This is a genomic window from Pseudooctadecabacter sp. (assembly GCF_020627745.1).
In the GTDB taxonomy this organism is placed as follows: Bacteria; Pseudomonadota; Alphaproteobacteria; order Rhodobacterales; family Rhodobacteraceae; genus Octadecabacter.
Genome location: NZ_JAHDGE010000017.1, coordinates 1 through 21,069 on the forward strand (window position 1 = coordinate 1; position 21,069 = coordinate 21,069).

At 61.1% G+C, this 21,069-nt stretch carries 22 protein-coding genes; 7 read left to right on the plus strand and 15 right to left on the minus strand.

The window, feature by feature from the left end:
- The 4 genes from QZ653_RS08500 to QZ653_RS08515 all read right to left on the minus strand — a co-directional run.
- Positions 1-1,040: acetyl/propionyl/methylcrotonyl-CoA carboxylase subunit alpha (locus QZ653_RS08500; RefSeq protein WP_296419485.1), on the minus strand; the 1,040-nt coding region annotated here is incomplete at its 3' end.
- A gap of 9 nt (positions 1,041-1,049) precedes the next feature.
- The gene (locus QZ653_RS08505; protein ID WP_296419486.1) at positions 1,050-2,657 is read right to left on the minus strand and encodes a carboxyl transferase domain-containing protein; all 1,608 of its coding nucleotides are present in this window, start codon (positions 2,655-2,657) and stop codon (positions 1,050-1,052) included.
- Positions 2,657-3,820, minus strand: coding sequence for an acyl-CoA dehydrogenase family protein (locus QZ653_RS08510; RefSeq protein WP_296419488.1), 1,164 nt, complete (start codon positions 3,818-3,820; stop codon positions 2,657-2,659). The genes QZ653_RS08505 and QZ653_RS08510 overlap by 1 nt, the downstream gene beginning before the upstream one ends.
- A gap of 4 nt (positions 3,821-3,824) precedes the next feature.
- Complete coding sequence (locus tag QZ653_RS08515) at positions 3,825-4,424, minus strand: TetR/AcrR family transcriptional regulator (RefSeq protein WP_296419494.1); 600 nt, start codon at positions 4,422-4,424, stop codon at positions 3,825-3,827.
- Between the two features lie 126 nt (positions 4,425-4,550).
- Between QZ653_RS08515 and QZ653_RS08520 the strand changes: the two genes are divergently transcribed.
- Positions 4,551-6,008, plus strand: coding sequence for an NAD-dependent succinate-semialdehyde dehydrogenase (locus QZ653_RS08520; RefSeq protein WP_296419496.1), 1,458 nt, complete (start codon positions 4,551-4,553; stop codon positions 6,006-6,008).
- Here QZ653_RS08520 and QZ653_RS08525 read toward each other — a convergent pair.
- From QZ653_RS08525 to QZ653_RS08535, 3 genes are all read right to left on the minus strand, one after another.
- Positions 6,005-6,349, minus strand: a complete 345-nt coding sequence (locus QZ653_RS08525) for a hypothetical protein (protein WP_296419498.1) — start codon at positions 6,347-6,349, stop codon at positions 6,005-6,007. The genes QZ653_RS08520 and QZ653_RS08525 overlap by 4 nt on opposite strands.
- A 142-nt stretch (positions 6,350-6,491) precedes the next feature.
- Positions 6,492-7,196 carry a winged helix-turn-helix domain-containing protein gene (locus QZ653_RS08530; protein ID WP_296419501.1) on the minus strand — a complete coding sequence of 235 codons (705 nt, stop codon included), beginning with the start codon at positions 7,194-7,196 and terminating at the stop codon, positions 6,492-6,494.
- Complete coding sequence (locus tag QZ653_RS08535) at positions 7,168-7,449, minus strand: hypothetical protein (RefSeq protein ID WP_296419503.1); 282 nt, start codon at positions 7,447-7,449, stop codon at positions 7,168-7,170. The genes QZ653_RS08530 and QZ653_RS08535 overlap by 29 nt, the downstream gene beginning before the upstream one ends.
- A gap of 164 nt (positions 7,450-7,613) precedes the next feature.
- Here QZ653_RS08535 and QZ653_RS08540 point away from each other — a divergent pair, with 164 nt between their 5' ends.
- The 4 genes from QZ653_RS08540 (at position 7,614) to galE (ending at position 11,410) form a co-directional block, all read left to right on the plus strand.
- Entirely contained in the window at positions 7,614-8,039 is a 426-nt protein-coding gene (locus QZ653_RS08540) for a hypothetical protein (protein WP_296419505.1), read from the plus strand.
- A gap of 382 nt (positions 8,040-8,421) precedes the next feature.
- Positions 8,422-9,030: a ribonuclease HII gene (locus tag QZ653_RS08545; RefSeq protein WP_296419507.1), complete on the plus strand. Its 609-nt coding sequence runs from the start codon at positions 8,422-8,424 to the stop codon at positions 9,028-9,030.
- A 112-nt stretch (positions 9,031-9,142) separates the two neighbouring features.
- Complete coding sequence (locus tag QZ653_RS08550) at positions 9,143-10,252, plus strand: site-specific DNA-methyltransferase (RefSeq protein WP_296419509.1); 1,110 nt, start codon at positions 9,143-9,145, stop codon at positions 10,250-10,252.
- A gap of 153 nt (positions 10,253-10,405) precedes the next feature.
- Positions 10,406-11,410, plus strand: coding sequence for a UDP-glucose 4-epimerase GalE (galE, locus tag QZ653_RS08555; RefSeq protein ID WP_296419510.1), 1,005 nt, complete (start codon positions 10,406-10,408; stop codon positions 11,408-11,410).
- Here galE and QZ653_RS08560 read toward each other — a convergent pair whose 3' ends face one another.
- Positions 11,411-12,559, minus strand: a complete 1,149-nt coding sequence (locus QZ653_RS08560; protein ID WP_296419511.1) for an alkane 1-monooxygenase — start codon at positions 12,557-12,559, stop codon at positions 11,411-11,413. It lies immediately after the preceding gene.
- Positions 12,560-12,607: 48 nt separating this feature from the next.
- On the minus strand, positions 12,608-13,666 hold the full coding sequence (mutY, locus tag QZ653_RS08565) for an A/G-specific adenine glycosylase (RefSeq protein ID WP_296419513.1): 1,059 nt from the start codon (positions 13,664-13,666) through the stop codon (positions 12,608-12,610).
- Between the two features lie 67 nt (positions 13,667-13,733).
- Between mutY and QZ653_RS08570 the strand changes: the two genes are divergently transcribed.
- On the plus strand, positions 13,734-14,249 hold the full coding sequence (locus tag QZ653_RS08570) for a DUF721 domain-containing protein (protein WP_296419515.1): 516 nt from the start codon (positions 13,734-13,736) through the stop codon (positions 14,247-14,249).
- 11 nt (positions 14,250-14,260) lie between these two features.
- Positions 14,261-14,920: a DsbA family protein gene (locus QZ653_RS08575; protein ID WP_296419516.1), complete on the plus strand. Its 660-nt coding sequence runs from the start codon at positions 14,261-14,263 to the stop codon at positions 14,918-14,920.
- Positions 14,921-14,954: 34 nt separating this feature from the next.
- Here the strand turns inward: QZ653_RS08575 and lpxK are convergent, their stop codons facing one another.
- The 6 genes from lpxK to QZ653_RS08605 all read right to left on the minus strand — a co-directional run bounded on the left by lpxK (position 14,955) and on the right by QZ653_RS08605 (position 21,053).
- Positions 14,955-15,929 carry a tetraacyldisaccharide 4'-kinase gene (gene lpxK / locus QZ653_RS08580; protein ID WP_296419518.1) on the minus strand — a complete coding sequence of 325 codons (975 nt, stop codon included), beginning with the start codon at positions 15,927-15,929 and terminating at the stop codon, positions 14,955-14,957.
- Positions 15,926-17,050 carry a 3-deoxy-D-manno-octulosonic acid transferase gene (locus tag QZ653_RS08585; RefSeq protein ID WP_296419519.1) on the minus strand — a complete coding sequence of 375 codons (1,125 nt, stop codon included), beginning with the start codon at positions 17,048-17,050 and terminating at the stop codon, positions 15,926-15,928. Before QZ653_RS08585 ends, lpxK begins: the two co-directional genes overlap by 4 nt.
- Before the next feature lie 15 nt (positions 17,051-17,065).
- Complete coding sequence (locus tag QZ653_RS08590) at positions 17,066-17,308, minus strand: DUF4170 domain-containing protein (protein WP_296419521.1); 243 nt, start codon at positions 17,306-17,308, stop codon at positions 17,066-17,068.
- Between the two features lie 66 nt (positions 17,309-17,374).
- A complete protein-coding gene (locus QZ653_RS08595; RefSeq protein WP_296419524.1) occupies positions 17,375-18,139 on the minus strand; it encodes a 3'(2'),5'-bisphosphate nucleotidase CysQ in 765 nt (254 codons plus the stop codon).
- A complete protein-coding gene (locus QZ653_RS08600; protein WP_296419526.1) occupies positions 18,132-19,478 on the minus strand; it encodes a TldD/PmbA family protein in 1,347 nt (448 codons plus the stop codon). The genes QZ653_RS08595 and QZ653_RS08600 overlap by 8 nt, the downstream gene beginning before the upstream one ends.
- A 75-nt stretch (positions 19,479-19,553) precedes the next feature.
- Positions 19,554-21,053, minus strand: coding sequence for a DUF2125 domain-containing protein (locus QZ653_RS08605; protein ID WP_296419529.1), 1,500 nt, complete (start codon positions 21,051-21,053; stop codon positions 19,554-19,556).
- Between the last annotated feature and the right edge of the window lie 16 nt (positions 21,054-21,069).

Below are 21,069 nucleotides of genomic sequence, written 5' to 3' on the forward strand. Positions count from 1 at the left end.
TCGGCGTAAACGCGGGCCTCCATCGACCAGCCGTTGATTGTCAGGTCCTCTTGCCGCACAGGCAGGGCCTCCCCCGCCGCGACACGCAGCTGCAATTCCACGAAATCCAGACCCGTGATGGCCTCGGACACGGGGTGTTCGACCTGCAATCGTGTGTTCATTTCCATGAACCAAAAGCCATCCTCGCGCAGCGGGCCGGACCCGTCGACGATGAATTCCACCGTGCCCGCGCCTACGTAATTGATCGCGCGCGCAGCCTCGACCGCCGCTTTGCCCATTGCGGTGCGAACCGCGTCGGGCATGTCGGGGGCAGGGGCCTCTTCGATCACCTTTTGATGGCGACGTTGGAGAGAACAATCGCGTTCGAACAGGTGGATGACATTGCCATGGCTGTCCCCAAAGACCTGAATTTCGATGTGGCGGGGGTGGGTGATGTATTTCTCGATCAGGCAGGCGGGGTCGCCAAAGCTGGCCTGCCCTTCCCGTTGGGCTGCGGCCAAGGCGCCGGCGAAATCCGCAGGGTCCTCGACCAGACGCATGCCCTTACCGCCGCCGCCTGCGCGGGCTTTGATCAGCACCGGATAGCCGATTTTGTCGGCCTCGCCCGACAAGAACGCGGCGTCCTGATCCGCGCCATGATAGCCCGGCACGACAGGCACGCCCGCCTTGACCATCAACGCCTTCGCAGCGTCCTTGAGGCCCATGGCCGTGATCGCGTCAGCCGACGGGCCGATGAACGTGAGGCCCGCGTCCACCACCGCCTGCACGAACTGCGGGTTCTCAGACAAAAAGCCATAGCCCGGGTGGATCGCCTGCGCACCGGTCTTCAAAGCGGCCTCAATAATGCGGTCCCCTTTGAGGTAGCTTTCGGTGACATCGGAGGCGCCGATGTGCACAGCCTCATCGGCCAGCCGCACATGTTTCGCGTCCGCATCGGCATCGGAAAACACAGCCACGGTGCGCACGCCCAACCGCCGTGCGGTCGTGATGACGCGGCAGGCGATTTCGCCACGGTTTGCGATCAGTATTTTGTCAAACATCGCCCGCCCTCACATCCGGAACACGCCAAACTGCGTGTCCTCTATCGGTGCGTTCAGGGCCGTGCGCAAAGACAGCGCCAGCACATCGCGTGACGTGCGCGGGTCGATGATCCCGTCATCCCAAAGACGGGCGGAGGCATAAAGCGGATGGCTTTGTTCCGCGAACATATCAATGGTGGGCTGTTTGAACGCGGCCTCCTCTTCAGCCGACCAGTCCGTGCCCTGCCGTTCCAAAGCCGCGCGTTTCACCGTCGCCAGAACCCCTGCCGCCTGTTCGCCGCCCATGACGCTGATGCGGCTGTTCGGCCAGGTCCACAAAAAGCGGGGCGCATAGGCGCGGCCACACATGCCGTAGTTTCCTGCGCCAAAGGACCCGCCGACCAACATGGTGATTTTTGGCACCGATGTGGTCGCCACCGCCGTCACCAGTTTGGCACCGTCCTTGGCGATGCCGCCGTTTTCGTATGATTTGCCCACCATGAATCCGGTGATGTTTTGCAAGAAGACCAACGGGATTTTGCGCTGCGAACACAGCTGTACGAAATGCGCGCCTTTGACGGCGCTTTCGGAAAACAACACGCCATTGTTGGCGATGATGCCCACGGGCATTCCCATCACATGGGCGAAGCCGCAGACCAATGTTGTACCATAGCGCGCCTTGAATTCATCAAACCGTGACCCGTCGACCAGTCGCGCGATGACCTCTCGGATGTCGTACGGGGTCTTGAGGTCCGCAGGCACCACGCCCAGCAATTCTGCCGGATCGTACAACGGTTCTTCGGGGGTTTGCAGGTGCAGCACATGGGTGGGGGCCGTGTTCAGATTGCGCACGGCCTCACGCGCCAAGGCCAGCGCGTGGGCGTCGTCATTGGCCAGATAATCGGCCACGCCTGACAGGCGCGTGTGGGCATCACCGCCGCCCAGTTCCTCGGCTGACACAACCTCCCCCGTGGCGGCTTTGACCAGTGGGGGGCCTGCGAGAAAGATCGTACCTTGGTCCTTCACAATGATCGTCACATCGGACATGGCGGGCACATAGGCACCGCCCGCCGTGCACGACCCCATGACCACCGCAATCTGCGCGATCCCCTTGGCCGACATCCTTGCCTGATTGAAAAAGATGCGCCCGAAATGGTCGCGGTCGGGGAACACCTCATCCTGATTGGGCAGGTTCGCCCCGCCGCTGTCCACCAGATAGATGCAGGGGAGGTGATTTTCCTCCGCGATCTCTTGGGCGCGCAGGTGTTTTTTCACCGTCATGGGAAAGTAGGTGCCGCCTTTCACGGTGGCATCGTTGCACAGAATCATCACGTCGCGCCCCTGCACACGGCCCACACCGGCGATCACACCGGCAGAGGGGGAGGCCCCGTCATAGAGCCCATGCGCCCCGAACAACCCGACCTCAAGGAACGGCGAGCCGGGATCAAGCAGACTGGCGATCCGGTCACGCGGCAGAAGTTTGCCCCGCGACAGATGCCTTTGCCGCGCTTTGTCACCGCCACCGGCCATGGCCAGATCGGCGGCGGCCGCGACCTCTGCCAGACCGGCCTCATGGGCGGCTTGGTTGGTTTTGAAACCTTCGGACCGCGGCGAAATATCGGATCGAAGAACCGCCATCAGACCATCGCCGCCATCAATTCGCGGCCCACCAGCATGCGGCGGATTTCGGAGGTACCCGCCCCGATCTCCATCAGTTTGGCGTCGCGGAAAATACGGCTGACGGCGGTGTCGTTCATGAACCCCGCCCCGCCCATGGCCTGCACCGCCTGATGGGCGACGGTCATCGCCTCCTCTGACGCATAAAGCACGCAGGCGGCGGCATCCTGACGGGTCACATCGCCGCGATCACAGGCTTTGGCGACCTCATACACATAGGCGCGCGCGCTGTTCAGTTTGGTGTACATATCGGCAATCTTGCCCTGCATCAGCTGGAACTGCCCGATGGACTGGCCGAACTGTTTGCGTTCGACCATGTAGGGCATGATTTCGTCCAGACAGGCGGCCATGATGCCGGTGCCGATGCCTGACAACACAACCCGTTCGTAATCCAGACCGGACATAAGAACCTGCACACCACGGCCTTCTTCGCCAAGGATATTGTCGAAAGGCACTTCAACGTCTTCAAACACCAGTTCAACCGTGTTGGACCCCCGCATACCGAGCTTGTCGAAGTGGTCCGACTGGCTGAAGCCCGGCATGGATTTTTCGATCAGGAAGGCGGTGATGCCCTTGGACCCTGCGTCTGGGTCCGTTTTGGCATAGACGACCAGCGTGTTTGCCTCCCCCCCGTTGGTGATCCAGTATTTGGTTCCGTTCAGGATGAAGCGGTCGTTCTTCTTTTCTGCCCGCAGTTTCATGCCCACGACGTCGGACCCGGCCCCGGCCTCGGACATGGCCAGCGCGCCGACGGACGCGCCCGAGATCAGGTCCGGCAGATACCGCGCCTTCTGGTCTGCTGTGCCATTCAATCCGATCTGGTTCACACAGAGGTTCGAATGCGCGCCGTAGGACAGTGACACGGAGGCTGACGCCCGCGCGATTTCCTCAACCGCGATGACATGGGCAAGGTATCCCATGCCCGCGCCACCGTCATCTTCGGAAATGGTGATGCCCAGCAGGCCAAGCTCCCCCATTTCGGCCCAAAGGTCCGCCGGAAAGAGGTTCTTTGCGTCCGCCTCGGCGGCCAGCGGTTTGACGCGGTCCTGGGCCCAGCGGTGGACCATGTCGCGCAGGGCATTCACGTCTTCGCCAAGGTCGAACGTCATGGAAGCGTTAAACATGGTGTTACCTTTCTGAGGGGGCGGTGTAGGTCACGCCGACGCTTTGCAGCGCGGCTTGGACGTAGCATTCGGTGATATCTGCGGGGCTTTGCGGGCCGGTCTGGCGATACCAGACGGTGATGCCGCCCAGCATGGACAGAATGGCGCGGGCCTGAATGGCGGGGTCCGCGATGACAAAGGCACCGTTGGCCTGCCCATCGCGCAGAACGCCGCGCAAGGTGGCCTCATAGGCGTCACGTTGTGCCATGATCTGTTTTGATCCCGCGCCCTCAAGGCTGCGCAATTCCATATAGGCGATGAAAATGTCGTCGGGGTTGGCGATGTTGTGGGCGATATGGCCGCGCACAAAGGCCTCAAGCCGGTCGGCAGGGTCCGACAGGTCGGCCAAAGGCGCAATCGCTGCGGCCTCAGCCCGTTCAAGGTTCTCTTGCATCAGGTCGACCAAAATCGCCTGTTTCGATCCGAAGTGGTTATACAGACCGCCCGGCTGTTTGCCGATGGCCGCCGCAATATCGCGGATGGCGACCGCGTTATAGCCGCGTTCGGCAAAGAGTTTGCGCGCGGCGTTGCGGATAAACTGTTTGGTCTGGTGTTCCTTCGCCATTATTAATGAATGAACGTTTGTTCATTTCCTGTCAAGCCTGCGATCCACGTCACTTCCGGCTTGACCGTGGGCGGCACGCCGTGGAACCTGCGCCACAACTTATGATCCCCAAACAAAGGCCGCGCCATGACCCTGTCGTTGAAAAATCCTGCCCTTTTGCGTGAGGCCGCCCGCGTCGGGCACCGCTGGATCGAGGCGAATGGCAAAGGCATCGCCGTCACGAACCCCGCGACGGGCGATCTGATCGGTCACATCCCCGACCTTGGTGCCGACGAAACCCGCGAGGCGATTGACGCCGCCGCAGCCGCCCAAAAAGACTGGGCCAAGACAACCGCGAAAGAGCGCAGCAATGTGCTGCGCCGCTGGTTCGACCTGATGATGGCCAACCAAGAGGACCTCGCCCAGATTCTGACCGCTGAACAGGGCAAACCCCTGGCCGAGGCACGGGGTGAAGTCGGCTATGGCGCGTCGTTTCTCGAATGGTTCTCGGAAGAGGCCCGTCGCGCCTATGGCGACGTGACCCCGACGAACACGCCCGACAAACGGATCATCACCATCAAACAGCCCGTGGGCGTGACCGCTGCGATCACGCCGTGGAACTTCCCCAACGCGATGATCACCCGCAAGGCCGCGCCTGCCTTTGCGGCAGGCTGCGCGATGGTTCTAAAACCGTCCGAACTGACGCCGTTTTCCGCCACCGCTATGGCTGTTCTGGCCGAAGAGGCGGGCCTGCCGTCCGGTCTGTTCTCGGTCATCACCGGCGATGCGGCGACCATCGGGGGGGTCATGACATCCAGCCCGACAGTGCGCAAAATCACCTTTACCGGGTCTACGCGCGTGGGCGCGATGCTGTATGAACAATCGGCCAAGACAATCAAAAAGCTGGGGCTGGAACTGGGCGGCAATGCACCGTTCATCGTGTTTGACGACGCCGATCTGGATGCCGCAGTTGAGGGCGCGATCCTGTCGAAATATCGCAACAACGGGCAGACCTGCGTTTGTGCAAACCGTATTTATGTGCAGGCCGGCGTCTATGATGCCTTTGCCGAAAAGCTGGCCGAAAAGGTTGCCGGCCTGAAGGTCGGAAACGGTGCGGAAGAGGGGACAGTTTTCGGCCCCCTGATCAACGAGGCAGCCCTTGAAAAGGTCACCAAACACATCGCAGATGCGACCGCCAAAGGGGCGGACATCAAACTGGGCGGCAAACCGCATGAGAAGGGCGGGACGTTCTTCCAACCCACGATCCTCACCGGTGTGACCTCAGACATGGCGGTCGCGACCGAAGAAACCTTTGGCCCCGTCGCCCCCCTGTTCAAGTTCACCGAAGAACAAGAGGCCGTGGATGCCGCGAATGCCACGGAATTCGGGCTTGCGTCGTATTTCTACAGCCGTGACATCGGGCGCGCGTGGCGGGTGTCAGAGGCGTTGGATTACGGGATGGTGGGCGTAAACACCGGCCATGTGTCCACCGCAGAGGCACCGTTTGGAGGTGTAAAATCCTCCGGCCTTGGGCGCGAAGGCGGCTATCAGGGTTTGGATGAATTCATGGAATCGAAATACATCTGCATGGGCAGCATCGACTAGTCAGCGTCGGGCGATGCCTCATGGGTGTCGCCCTCGCGGACTTCGGCGTCATCCTCCAGCGCATCGCGCACGAACCCTTCGACGATGTCTTTGACCTTGGCCACGGCCACCCGCGTGCCAGGCACGGCGCGGCTTTGATAGATGGGCTGCACCGCGGCTGCCGTTCCCGCGACAGGGGCACCTACGATGCCGCGTTCCACCAAACCGCTCATCACAGCCTGCGCCTGCGCGGGACCAACGCCTAACCATGACTGGATCAACGCGGGGGATGCTTTGGCGTGGGTGCGTGCAAACAAGGCCGCCCAGTTCAGCTGGATGGCTTGAACTGGGGCAGCGGCCACTGGGACGGCCACAGCAGGCAACGGCAGGACTGGGATGATCGCTGTCGCCCCGGCAGAGCGAAGAAAGTCTCGTCTCTTCATGATAGTGATGTGGGTCCTCCACCTAGCCATTTAACGGGGAACCGGGGGCACGGATTCCCCATCAGACCATGCGGATGACGTCTTTGTCGATCGCCAGCATATAGCCGCGACGCGCGATGTTGCGCACCAGCAGTTCCGATATCATCTGGTTGCCCAATGTATCGCGCAGCCGTTTGATCCGCGTGGCACCGGCGGCTTCCTCGCAGTCAGACGACGGACGGCCGGAAATCACGCCTTCAATTTCGGCCCCCGACAAAACCTCATCGTCCATACGGGCTTCGGCCAGAACGGAGAGGGTTTCGATGGCTGCATCGGTCAGTTTGAATTCAAAATTGTTGAGGTAGACCATGTTCTGGTCGCGGCTGATCAGCAGGGAATTGACCTCAATCCCCTTACGTTCAATCTGGCCCATCCGCCGGTTCATCGCAATCAGCATGACAAGAAACGCCACCGCCGCGATCAGCAAGGCGGTCGCAAAGACCAGCAGCACGAAGATCACAAAACGGTAGCTGTCCAAAGTGGCGCTGAAGGCGGTGCCGGACTGGGCCAGAATCTCAAGCAGTTTGATTTCCGCCTGACCGGTCAGCGATGCGTTTTCCACGAACAGCTGTTCCACCCGCGCGTTGAATGCATTGGCATCCGGAAGGTTCAAAAACAGCAACACCGCCGCCGTGCCAAGGATGACAACGATGGCCGCGATCCCGCCAACGACAATCCGGTTGCCTGTCTGGCGCGCTTCAATAGCGGAGGTAGTTTTCTCCTGCACTCTCTTCCCTCTCTTCCAGTCCGGCCTCGTCAAAGACGCCCTCAACGCTGAGCAACTGCCAATCGGCCTGAGCGAGACGTTCAGTCAGCTCCTGCGTGGCGGTATCAACTGTGCAATCGCCGTCAATTTCCGCCACACCGTAGTGCAGCCGAAGGGGATCGTCACGCTTGGCTTTGTAGTCGGCGAAACAGGCGGCCTGCGCTGTTCCCGACAGGGCCACCAATGCGGCTGTGAGAATAAGAATACGTGTCATGCCTGAACCATGGGCCTTGCCCGTCTGTTATTCAATATCTGCGCCGGAATTATCCGCCGGTATCGCATAACAGCCCGCCGTTATTGAGAGGCAGTCCCAGCGGCGGCCATCGTTGATCCAGTCCCGCCGACACCCACAGTCGGCACAACTGAAAGGATCGACCAATGTTCACGAAAACACTGACCGCAGGCGTTCTTGCCGTCTCAATCGGGATTGCCGGTATGGCACCCACCCCGGCGCGGGCCTCGTTCTCGGAAGGGGATGCGATCGTCGGGATCATCACCCTGCTGTTGCTGGGTGCCGCAATCGAGAACAGCCGCGATGACGGAAACGACGACCGCCGGGACCGGCCGCGTGTGGACAGGGATGCCTTTCGCACCCTGCCAGACAGCTGCCTGCGCCGTGTCATCCGGCGCAACGGTGATCCGATCCGGTTTTTCCCGCAACGGTGCATGACCAACAATTACAACTTTGTCTCGCGTCTGCCTGACCGTTGCCATGTCCAGTTTCGGACGCAAAACGGGCAGCATCGTACGGGGTGGCGCGCGCGGTGCCTGCGCAACGAAGGGTTCCGCTTCAACCGGCACTAAGGCCGGCGCGGATACGGGCGGCCCGCACACCGGGTCGCCCGATTTGAGGCAGGGGGGAGGACATGGCCCCCTGCCTCTTTCATTTGTTCCATGCAAATTGTGCAATTCGGGGATGCGGCTTTGGGGCTAACTGGGTCAGGATTGCTGACTATATTAGCATCACAACGAGAGTGAGAGATAAGATGATCCAAGACCGCTTGACCGCTAAATTCCAATCCGCCAAGCCCGCGCTGCGCCGTGAGACAAAGCCACAGCCTGCCAAGACTACAAAAGCCGCGAAAACGCCCGCCGCAGATACCTATACCAAGGGGCGTCGTCTGGCGGGGTCCTTCTGGCTCTGATGTGGTTGCTTTGAGGCAGCGGGTCTGATTGACCCGTTCCCATGAAAAGCACACCTGATTTTTCCTTTGAAACCGACCTGCGCGCCACCGGCGCCTTGCGGATCGCGGGCGTGGATGAGGTCGGGCGCGGCCCGCTTGCAGGGCCTGTTACAGCCGCTGCCGTCATTTTGGACCCGTCCAACATCCCCGATGGTCTGAACGACAGCAAAGCACTGACAGCGAAACGCCGCGCCGTGCTGGAACCCCTGATCTTTGCCGCTGCTGAGGTTTCCATCGCCCATGCGACGGTGGAGGAGATCGACGACATCAACATCCTGCGCGCATCGCACCTTGCGATGGAACGGGCCGTCGCAGGGTTGGGCCAAGTGGATCACGCACTGATCGACGGCAATATGATCCCGCGCAACCTGACCTGCCCGGCCACGACGGTGGTGAAGGGCGATGCGCGGTCTTTGTCCATCGCGGCGGCCTCAATTGTGGCCAAAATATGTCGCGACCGGATCATGGTTGAATTGGCGCAACAGTATCCCGGCTATGGTTGGGAAACGAACGCGGGATATGGATCGAAAAGCCACATGTCTGCGATCCGAAATCTTGGGATTACCCCACACCATAGACGGTCGTTCAAACCGGTCCACAATATGTTGTGACAAGAAAAAATCGTAACCTCTTGATTCAATAAAGTTTTTGACTGCGAATCGGCAATGACTCACATTGGTCCCAACAAACGAGCGGACAACCGCCGTGGGACAGAGGCAGACGATGACAAAGAAAATGAACGCGGAAAGTGCGCCTGCACTGCCGCTTAATACGATCATTGATGGTGACTGCATTGACGTCATGAACAGCCTGCCCGAGGGCAGCGTTGACCTGATCTTTGCGGACCCCCCCTATAACCTGCAACTGCGCGGCGATTTGCACCGTCCGGACAATTCCAAGGTCGATGCGGTCGACAATGATTGGGACCAGTTCGACAGTTTTCGCATCTATGATGAGTTCACGACCGCTTGGCTGAAGGCCGCCCGCCGGTTGCTGAAACCTGACGGCGCGATCTGGGTCATCGGCAGCTATCACAATGTCTTTCGCATGGGGGCCGAGCTTCAGAACCAAGGGTTCTGGATCCTCAACGACGTGGTCTGGCGCAAATCGAACCCGATGCCGAATTTCCGCGGCAAGCGTCTGACCAACGCCCATGAGACCCTGATCTGGGCGTCAAAATCCGAGAAGTCGAAATACACCTTTAACTATGAGGCGCTAAAGGCGCTGAACGAAGGCACACAGATGCGCAGCGACTGGGTGCTTCCGATTTGCACAGGACACGAGCGTTTGAAAAACGAAGCCGGCGACAAAGCCCACCCGACACAAAAACCTGAAAGCCTGTTGCACCGCGCGCTATTGGGCACCACGAACCCCGGCGATGTCGTGCTTGATCCGTTCTTTGGAACAGGCACCACGGGGGCGGTCGCCAAGATGCTCGGTCGCGACTACATCGGGATCGAACGTGAGGCTGAGTATCGCGCCGTTGCGGAAAAGCGTCTGGCGAAAATCCGCAAGTTCGACAGCGATGCCCTGCAGGTCACGCAATCCAAGCGCGCCGAACCGCGTGTGCCGTTCGGTCAGGTCGTCGAACGCGGCATGTTGCGCCCGGGTGAGGAGTTGTGGTCCATCAACGGCCGCCACAAGGCCAAAGTCCGCGCAGACGGCACCCTGATCGGGGCCGATGCCAAGGGGTCGATCCATCAGGTCGGGGCTGCGTGTGAAAACGCGCCCAGCTGCAATGGCTGGACCTATTGGCACTTCCGCCGCGAGGGCAAGAAAGTCCCGATTGATCTGCTGCGTCAGCAGATTCGGTCGGAAATGCGGGCCAACTAGGCCGACACGTTCAGGAATTTACGATTACCGCCTGTGCCTGCGGCCCTCCAGCCGTGGCACCACTTTTGCCCCCTGTCGGTTCCCAAGACCTGACAGGGGGTTTTTTCTGTTCCGAAACATCGCCATAAGGGGCGGGGCAAGACGGGGCATATCATGGCGAAAATTCTTCTTACGGGCGGGGCGGGCTATATCGGGTCGCACACCTATCTGGCCCTGATCGAAGCAGGGTTCGAGGTTGTGATCTTCGACAACTATTCAAATGCCAAGCCGGATGTGCCCGCACGGTTGCAGGACATTGCAGGCGGACCGGTTCATGTGATCGAAGGCGATGTTCTGGACCGCGCCAGCCTGGATGCTGTTTTTGCGGCCCATCGCATCGACGGCGTGGTGCATTTTGCAGCGAAAAAGGCCGTCGGTGAAAGTGTTGAGAAACCGTTGGAGTATATGCACACCAACGTGGGTGGCCTGTTGAACCTGCTGACCGCGATGGATCACGCGGGCGTTCGGCGGATTGTCTTTTCGTCGTCGGCCACTGTGTACGGGGATACGGATGTGCAACCGATCCCCGAAGACCACCCGCGCACCTATACCTCCCCCTACGCGTTTACCAAAATCGCGGGTGAGCAGATTTTGGAACAGCTGACCGATGACTGGTCGGTTGGCATTTTAAGGTATTTCAATCCGGTTGGCGCACACCGGTCCGCGATTATCGGTGAGGACCCTGAGGATATCCCGAACAATCTGGTGCCGTATATTGCCAAGGTGGCCACTGGCGATCTGGCCCAGTTGAGCGTGTTCGGTGATGATTACGATACCCCTGACGGCACCGGCGTGCGCGACTATATCCATGTGGAGGATCTGGCAGAGGGCCATGTGCTGTCACTCAAACGGTTGATTGAGACCGGAGAGAGCCACACGGTCAATCTTGGCACGGGCGAAGGGTCATCGGTGCTGGATGTGGTGCGGGCCTATGGCGAGGCCTGTGGCGATGACATCGCCTATACAATCGCACCACGGCGGGACGGGGATGTGGCTGTGCTGACGGCGCGGCCCGACCGGGCCAAGGCGGAGCTGGGGTTCGAAGCCACGCGGACGCTGGCCGACATGTGCCGGTCCAGCTGGGCCTGGGTCAGCGGCCAGCGCCGGAACGCAAAGTAATCAACGTGGCAGGGGGTTGGTTGCCGTCTTATAGGGCGCCCAATCGGTGATTTCAGGATAATACTGTTTGCGCCATGCGCGCACGCGGGGGTTCATGATGCGACGCCAGACAGGCGGGATCATCGCGGCCATGGTCATGATCGGATAGCCGTAGGGCAGCTGCGGGGCCTCCGTATCGTCATAGGTTTGCAGCAGCGGGAACCGCCGGTCGGGTTTATAATGGTGGTCGGAATGGCGCTGTAGATTGATCAGCAGCCAGTTGGACGCCAGTTGCGACGCATTCCACGAATGCTGCGGTTTGACGTGTTCGTATTTGCCGTCGCCCAGATGTTTGCGCGTCAGGCCGTAATGTTCGACATAGTTGACCAGCTCCAACTGCCAGATGGCGATGAACGCTTGCCAGACGAACAGCGCCAGACCCAGCCAACCACCGATCAGCACCGCCAGCGTCAACATTGCCACCTGCAACGCCGCATAGCGCCAGATGGGGTTTGACCTGTGGTGCCACGGCAGTTTCTTCCGCGTCAGCATCGCGGCCTCGGCCTTGAAGGCGGACACCGGTTGCTGGACGAGAACACGGGGGAAATAGCGGTGGAACCCTTCGTTATAGCGCGCCGTCACAGGGTCACGCGGGGTGGCGACGTAGCGGTGATGCACAAGCAGGTGTTCGCTGCGAAAATGGGAATAGAGCACCATGGCCAGCAGGATGTCCCCCATCCAGCGTTCCACTTTCGGTTTCTGGTGGCACAGTTCATGGGCGTAGGTGATGCCGATGGTGCCGGAAATCACGCCGATGCCAAAGAACAGCCCCGTCAGTTCAAGCCCCGACAGGTGGCCCGTGGTGCTGACGTACCACAGGATGCCAAAGAGGGTCGCGAATTGAAGCGGCGCCCAGATAATCGTGATGGCGCGATACCAGAACAGGTCGGCGTCCGGTGTATCCAGATCGGCGTTTTCCTCATAGGTGCCGGCGAGCGCATCGATGGCGGAAAACAGATACCATGTGGCCACCGGCAACAGCAGCACCGTCCAGCCGCCAAAGACCGCGCCAAGCCATGCCAGCGGGATCAGCGCGGCAGACAGCCAAAACGGGGCCGCGCGGGTGATGCGGGCCATATTGGATTGGGACACGATTGGAAAAGACGTCATGGTTTTGTTCCTCAGGGCTGCCGCATCATAGGCAGCGGGATCGCGAACTCAAACCTGCCGTAGCGTCGCAGCGGCGAGGGTGTAGGCCTTTTGCATCACCGTGGGCAGTGCTGAGGGCGCAAAATCCGCAGCGGCGACAAAATTGCCGCGGGCCGGAGCGGCATCTTGGGGCAGCCATGCGGTCTGAACGGTTAAGATCAGGTGAAAATGGGTAAAGGTATGCCGTGCCGGTTCGTTCAATGTGTCCCACGGCGCGTCACAGGGTGCCGCGGGTGCCGGATCATCGCCCCATTCGGTCGTAGGCCAGCCCAACATCCCCCCCAAAAGCCCTTTGTCGGGGCGGGTTTCCAGCAGCCATGCGCCATCGGCACGACGCGCGATATAGGCTGTGCCATGGCGCGTGGGTTTAGGCTTTTTCGGGGTTTTTTTGGGCAAGGTTGTCTGCGTTCCCGCTGATTGCGCGTCGCACGCCGGACGGACGGGGCAAATCCCGCAGGCGGGGTTCTTGGGGGTGCAGATGGTGGCGCCCAAATCCATAACGGCCTGTGCGTAATCGCCAGGCCGGTTCTGTGACGTGTGCCTTTCGGCGTAGGTCATGAACACGGGCTTTGCGGCGGGCAGGGGCGTGTGGTCATCATAAAGCCGCGCCATCACCCGTTCCACATTGCCGTCCAGAACCGTGGACGGCTGATCAAACGCGATGGCAGAGATAGCCGCCGCCGTATAGGGGCCGATACCCGGCAGAGTAATCAGTTCGTCATATGTCTGTGGAAAGACCCCGCCGTGATCCGCCAGCACCACCCGCGCGCATTTCAACAGGTTTCGCGCGCGTGCGTAATATCCAAGGCCCGCCCAGGCCGCCATGACATCGGCATCCTCGGCGGCGGCCAGATCAGCAACCGTAGGCCAGATGGCGGTGAACTTCCGGTGATAATCGCGCACAGCGGCGACGGTTGTTTGTTGTAACATGACCTCGGACAGCCAGACGGCGTAGGGGTCAGGACGCACGCCTGCTTTGCGGTCTGCTGGCATCACGCGCCACGGCATGTCGCGGGCGTGGACATCGTACCAGTCCAATAACGCGGAAGTGACCGTGGTTTTCCCCAAGTTATTGTCCTTTCACCCTCGGTTGTGCTGGCATCGTCCACAGATGGGTTTAGAGTACCGCGCAGTGATGAAACAGCCCCGTTCCCATACCGGCAAGCGCGGATTCTCCCGTGCGGCAACCCTGATGCAGAAAAGCATACGGGGTGCGACGGAAACCCGCGGCTTTGCGCAGACCCGTGTTCTGACCCATTGGGTCGAGATCGTGGGCGAGGCCACGGCCAAAGTGGCCCATCCCGTTGATGTAAGCTACGCCAAGGGCGGGTTTGGCGCGACGCTGACGGTTCTGACCTCAGGCGCGCAGGCCCCCATGCTTGAGATGCAGAAAGAGCAAATCCGCGAAAAGGTAAACGCCTGTTACGGCTACAACGCCATCGCGCGCATCCGCATCACCCAGACGGCGCGCACCGGCTTTGCCGAGGGGCAGATGGCCTTTGACCACGCACCCAAGGCCAAGACCGGCCCTGCACCTGAGGCACGGGCCGCTGCGCAGCATGTTGCCGCACCCGTCGAAAACGAGGCATTGCGTCTTGCGCTTGAGGCGCTGGGGGCCAATGTCATATCCAAACGTCCTTCTGATACCTGAAAGAGGTTCCGATGAATAAATCCCTACTCGCGTCTGTTGCTGTCGTGGCCGTGGTGGCCATTGCCGGTGGCGCCTATTTCATGAACCAGCCCTCATCCGCTGAGGCGCAGGCCGCCGACGGCGCGGACCGCCCGCAGTTCGATGTGGTTGATATGCTGCAAGGCAACCCCGATGCGCCGGTTCAGGTGATCGAATATGCATCCTACACCTGCCCCCACTGTGCGTCCTTTCACGCCAATCAGTACCAGCAGCTGAAAGAGAACTATATCGACACCGACCAGATCGGTTTCACCTACCGTGAGGTCTATTTTGACCAGCCGGGATTGTGGGCCTCTATGGTGGCGCGTTGTGGTGGGGAAGACCGGTTCTTCGGGATCACCAACGTTCTTTATGAAACCCAGCAAAACTGGGCCCGTCAGGAAGATGGCGCGGCCATCGCGGCATCCTTGCGCCAGATCGGCAAGATCGCTGGCATCACTGATGCGGAATTGGACGCCTGTATGTCGGATGGCGATACCGCACAGGAATTGATGGCGTGGTATCGGTCCAATGCTGAGCTGGACAATGTGACAAGCACACCGACCTTCATCATCAACGGTGAAAAGTATTCCAACATGAATTATGCGGATTTTGCCGCAGTGCTGGATGAGAAGCTGGCAGAAGCCAACTGAAGGCAACGACCATCAGACGGCATTGATCGCGGCGCTACCCCAGCGCCGCGATTTTTTTGTCCAGCGCGGACCAGTCCTGCACGGACAGTCGCACGGGGATCGTGATGACCTTGGGGCGAAAGCTGTCCGGCAGACGGATCGCGTCTTTTTCCGTCGTCACAAGGTGTAGGCCACGGGCCTTTGCCTCTGCCTCCAGTCGCAGCATCAGGCTGTCGGTCAGGGGCTGGTGATCGTCCAATGCCTCCCCCCGCACCACGTCGGCACCCATGGATTTGAGGGTCGCGAAAAATTTCTCCGGATGGCCGATGCCTGCGAAGGCCAGCACCGGCAGTCCGTGCAAGGGCATCCCGGTGGGCAGCGGATCAAGCTGGCCGTCAAGGCGGATGCAGCTGTGGGGAATGTCGGGCTGGAACGCGCGGCGCGCGTGGTCCGGGCCGATGACCAGTAGCGCATCTGCGCGGGCAAGCCCTGCAGCGGCGGGTTCACGCAACGGTCCCGCAGGCAGGGTGCGGCCGTTGCCGAACCCTTTGACCGCATCAACGACCACGATGCTGAGGTCCTTATGAACCGACGGATTTTGGAACCCGTCATCAAGCAGGATAATCGAGGCGCCTGCGGCCTCGGCCCGTTGCACGCCCCGTGCGCGGTCCTTGGACACCCATGTCGGCGCAAAGGCCGCAAGCAAAAGCGGCTCATCCCCTACGTCGGCGGCGCTGTGCGTCGCCGGATCGACCTGCACGGGACCGTCGAGGCGGCCACCATAGCCGCGACTGACGATATGGACATGGTGGCCCTGATCGCCCAGGCGCATGGCCAGTGCCATGGCGGTGGGTGTTTTGCCGGTGCCGCCTGCGTTGATATTGCCGATGCAGAGGACAGGAATTTCGGCGCGAAAATCGGGCTGTCTGGCAACGCGCAGGGCCGTGGCCTTTGCATAAAGCGCGCCCAAGGGGGCCAGCAGGGCCGCGCGCAGGCTGCGGGGTTTGTACCAGAAGACAGGGGGCTTCATCGGGTGCGCCTTTCGCCGGTTACATGCGCCAGCGCGGTGTCGATGATGTCGTTCGTGATCGCGGCAGTGCGGGTGATTTCTTCCCATCCGGCAAGGGCCATGCGGGCGGTTTGTTCGGGGGACAGCAAGGTTCCCACCGCGATTCCCAGTTCTGACGCAGAGCGGATTTCGCGGCTGGCTTCGACGCTGGCCAGCCTCTCGAAACGGACGTCGTGGGGGGTCTTGCGGGGGCCGTGGATGACGGCGGAGCCAAGGATGATCGGATCAAAGGGCGACGTCACACTGCCCCCGCTGAGCGTGCCACCGATGAAGGTAAGTGGCGCGATGCGATACCAAAGGCCCAATTCTGCGGGCAGGTCGGCCACATAGGCCTGCATTTCGGCCGTAGGATCGTCGCCTTGCGACCGGACGCCTGTTTTCAGCCCTGTGTCGCGCAAGACATTGGCCACGCTTGGACCGCTGTCGATATCCGCAGGCGTTATAAGCAGCATCATGCGGTGGCTTTTGCGGCTGGCGGCCAGATGGGCGGCGGCCATATGGGTGACTTCGGCAGCACTGATGTTGGCGGCAAACCAGACAGGCCGGGCCTCCAGCGCCTCAACCATGACGGTCAGTTCATTGGCGTCATGAGCCAACGGTACCGGGTCTTCGAGGATTGGACCGGTCGCGTGGACGGCCTCGGCGGACACTCCGCCGCGCCGCAAGCGCGTCGCGGTGGCCCCATCGGCGGTCAGGATCGTGTCGAACGCCTGCACGGCAGATTTGGCGGCACCGGGAATCCAGCGGGCCGCACCGGCGATGACGCCCGACACGCGGGCATTCATAAAGGTCGCTGGAAGGCCGGATGCCGCGACCGTTCGCAGCAAGGCAGGCCGCAGGTCGCCTCCGTTCCAGATCAGGCAGCGGGGGGCGTGGTGATCCAAAAACGCGCGCGCGCGCATCGGGCTGTCGGCGGGCAGAAGATCCGTGATCACTGATTCCGGCAAGTCGTCGAGCTGTTCCAGAAGGGCGGGATGGGCTGTCACGAGCACCTCGACGCCGTCGCCACGGTCATAAAGACGGCGCACCAGCGATCTGGTTGAGGCGACCGCGCCTGCCTCTCCGCAATGGACCCAGATCACCGGCGCGGTCCGGATTTAATCCAGTTCTTCGGTGGGTGAGGCGGGCTGTTCCTCGTCCCGCAAACGGTGAATATGCGCGATGAAATACCGCATATGCGCGTTGTCCACGGTGCGCTGGGCCTCGGCCTTCCACGCGTTGAAGGCGGCCTCGTAATTGGGAAACATGCCGACGATGTGGATGTCATCGACGTCCTTGAAGGCATTTTTCGTCGGATCGACAAGTTCGCCACCGAAGACGAGGTGAAGACGTTGGGACATGAGGCACCTTTGGTCAGATTGAATTGAAGGAAGACTAGGCTGTGGTCGGGGCGGCGTAAAGCTGGCCTATCTCAGGGCGGACATGATCTGTGCGTGAATGCCGCCGGATGCAACCATTCCGTTGATCTGGGGGTGGGGGTTGTTGAAACGCGGGGCTTGGCCATCCTTTGTGGTGGCATGGCCACCCGCCTCGGTCACGATCAGGCTGCCTGCGGCGACATCCCATTCCCACGTGGGCCGGAACGTCAACATCCCGTCAAAACGACCTTCGGCCACCAGTGCCAGACGAAACGCCAGTGATGACCTGAACGTACGGTTGAACGGCGGCACACCGGCCACCCAGTGTTTCGGATCCATGATCGGTTTGGTCGTAAGCAACGTGGCGCTGTCGATGGGTTTGTCAGGTTGCGCGCGGATAGGCGACCCGTTCAGCGTGGCCCCCCGCCCCAAGGCGGCAGCATAGAGAGCGTCGCGCATGGGCAGGTAGACCACGCCTGCAACAATTCGGCCCGCTTCGGCAACCGCCAGCGAATGCGCCCAGTCCTTGCTGCCTTCAATGAAGGCGCGGGTGCCGTCGATGGGGTCGATGATGAACTGACGGTCCGTCGATTGACGCGCTGTGCCGTCCTCGGTTTCCTCGGACAGCCAGCCGTAGTCGGGGCGCGCGGCCTGCAGGTCAGCCTCTAGCTGGCGGTTCACGTGCAAATCAGCCTCGGTCACAGGGCCTTGGCCGTCCGATTTTTCCCACACTTCTGGCGTGGCGTTGAAATACCGGCGTGCGATGTCGCCCGACTGGCGGGCGGCGGTGATCAGAAGGTCAAGGTCATTCACCGGCGAGGGTCATCCCGTCGACCATCAGGCTGGGCACCACACGGCTCAGATGGGTGCGTGCGTCATTGGCTGGCACAATCCGGCCCAGCATATCCAACAGGTTGCCAGCCACTGTGCATTCATTCACGGGATAGGCGATTTCGCCGTTTTCAACCCAAAAGCCCGATGCGCCCCGTGAATAGTCGCCTGTGTTGGGATTGATCGTGGACCCGATCATGGAGGTGATCAGAAGACCTGTGCCCATGTCGCGCAACAGGTCGGCTCTGCTTTGGGTGCCTTGGGTCAGGGCCACATGGGTGACGGATGGGGACGGCGGGCCGGAGGTCCCGCGCGACGCGCTGGCGGTACTTTTCAGGTCCAGCTTGCGGGCTGTCGAAAGGTCCAGCGTCCAGCCGGTCAGGACGCCATGTTCGATGATCCTGCGTTCGGATGTGGGCAGGCCCTCGCCATCGAACAGACGCGACCCCGCCACGCGGGGGCGGTGCGGATTTTCGATCAGGTCGATATCGTCCGGCAGGATGCGTTCGCCCACTTTGCCCAGCAGCCACGATGATCCCCGGGCCACTGAGGCCCCGTTGCTGGCAGACAGCAGATGCCCGATCAGCGAAGATGCGATGCGTTCATCAAACACGACCGGATAGGTGCCGGTCTTGGGCCGCCGCGCGCCGTGGCGTTCCACGGTGCGTTCACCTGCGACCCGCCCGATGTCTGCCGCAGAACGGCGGTCGGACAGATGGATGCGGCTGTCATAGTCGTAATCCCGTTCCATGCCTGTCCCGGTCCCTGCAATGGCCACGGAACTAAGCGTGTGAGCAGTGCTTTCATAGCCGCCGGAAAACCCGTTGGTCGCCGCTAGATGGACCTGACGGCGGCCATAGGCGGCGGTCGTGGACTGAGCCTGTGTGACGCCCTCGACGGACATTGCTGCGGCTTCAGCCTCACGCGCTTGGTCCTCGAGCCATGCGGGATCGGGTTCGGGGCTGGCGTCAACCAGATCAAGGCGGCTGACGTCAAGGTCCGAGGCAAGCTGGGCAGGGTCGGCCAGCCCCGCATTGGGGTCCTCGGGGGCGGCACCGGCCATAACAACGGCGCGCTGGGCCATTTCCTCAATCGTGCGGTCTGAGGTGTCGGAGGCGGAAACATTGGCCGACCGGTTGCCCACAAAGACACGAAGGCCGATATCGGTGCCTTCGGCGCGCTGGGCTTCCTCAAGCACAGAATTGCGCACGTCAATGGACACGGAGGTACCAGCGACGGCCACCGCATCCGCGGCATCCGCGCCTGCGGCTTTGGCGGCATCAATAAGACGGTGGGTGAGATCGGCAAGCGATTGGGTCATGAAACTTCCTTTGCTTGCCTGCTCAGGTAGTCCGTGTTGCAGCGACCCGCAAGGGCGGGCCGCTGCAAAGATCGGTTACTGGAGCCGCTGGCCGTTGGCCAGAACATGGCCCTGTTCGTTCACTTCGATGACGGATTCCAGCATGTCATCGCCCACCGGCGTGGCGAACATGCCCATCATCATACGTGGCATCATCAGATCCTCGGCGGGAATGAAACCCATATCAACCAGCGTATCCATCAGCGCGTTGGCCCCGTTCAGATTGATCGTGATTGCGCCTTCGGGACGGGGCAGGCCGGGGATTGTCTCAAAGTCGGTCCAGTCAAAGGTCATGGAACCTTGCGCCGTGGCCTCGGCCCCGACAGCAGCGATGCGCAGGGATTCGATGGTCACCTCGTCAACTTCCACCGGTGGTGGACCGGCCATCTGGGACAGCGCGGCAAAATCCAGAAGATCAACACCGTTGGTGCCCACCCCTGTCACGTCCAGTGTAATATCCGCGGGATCGCGGGGCAGCTGGCCCGCGGGATCAAACAGGTTCCAGATTGTATCAGCCATAGTGATGCCTGTGATGGACGTGGCCACGCGGAAATCCTGTGCCTCGTCCGAGGCATTAAGCGGAAGAACATATTTTGCGTAGATGCCGGCCATGGCAAATTCCAGATCACCCGGAAAGACCAGAGGATCGTTCATCAGCAATGTAAAATCGGCAGCTTCGACGTCGAGGTCCATACCGTCTTCGCCAAGACTGAGGGTGAACGTCTGGGGTCCGGTGGTGCTTTCCTGACGGTTCAGCAAATCGGTTTCCAGTGTGGTGACGCTGCTGGAGGAGGTCCCTTCGCCCAAACTGTCAACCATCACGCTCAGGCCGTCGCGCATGGCCTGGCTCAGGTTGAGAATGTTGGAGCCGCCCACAGGCAGGCTGGCGTCGATGGATGTCCGGATGGGCCGGGTGGTCTGTTTGCTGATTGACGTGACATTGTCGGCGGTAAAGGTGAATTCTGCCACGCTGTCACCGGTCATCGACTCGGTGACATATCGGATCAGGTTGCCTTCGGTAATGCGGCTGTCATTGGAAAACGCCGTCATTGTCAGGAAACCGGTCATATCGACGTTTTCGCCGCCCTCACCTTCCATCGTGATACGGGTGACCTCAATGCGCAGGTTCGTGGCATCTGTATCATAGGCGATGTCGCCCGGTTCACCCGTGGCGACAGCCGTGTAGCCGTCGTGGGTCATGACCATTTCGGCGTTGAAGGACCCTTCGCCCGCAGCGCCGCCGGACAGAGTGATCGCCATGGGGGAGGGATAGGTGATTGTCACGCTGCCATCACCGTTTTCGGACATGGCAAGGGCATCGGCGGTGATCTGGAAGGAGGCTTCGCCGCCGGGCAGGATGAAATTCAGTTCAGGCGACACAGAACCGCCGGATGGATCACCGGACAGCGTTCCGCCCGCCGCACTGATCAGCGCCTGCTGGTTCGACCAGACATCCGCCGCTGTAACGTCGGCAAAGACCGGGGTCGCAAGGGCGGCGGTCAGGACCGCAAGGCTGGTGGTGAAAGATCGGGACATGGAACTCTCCTGCAAA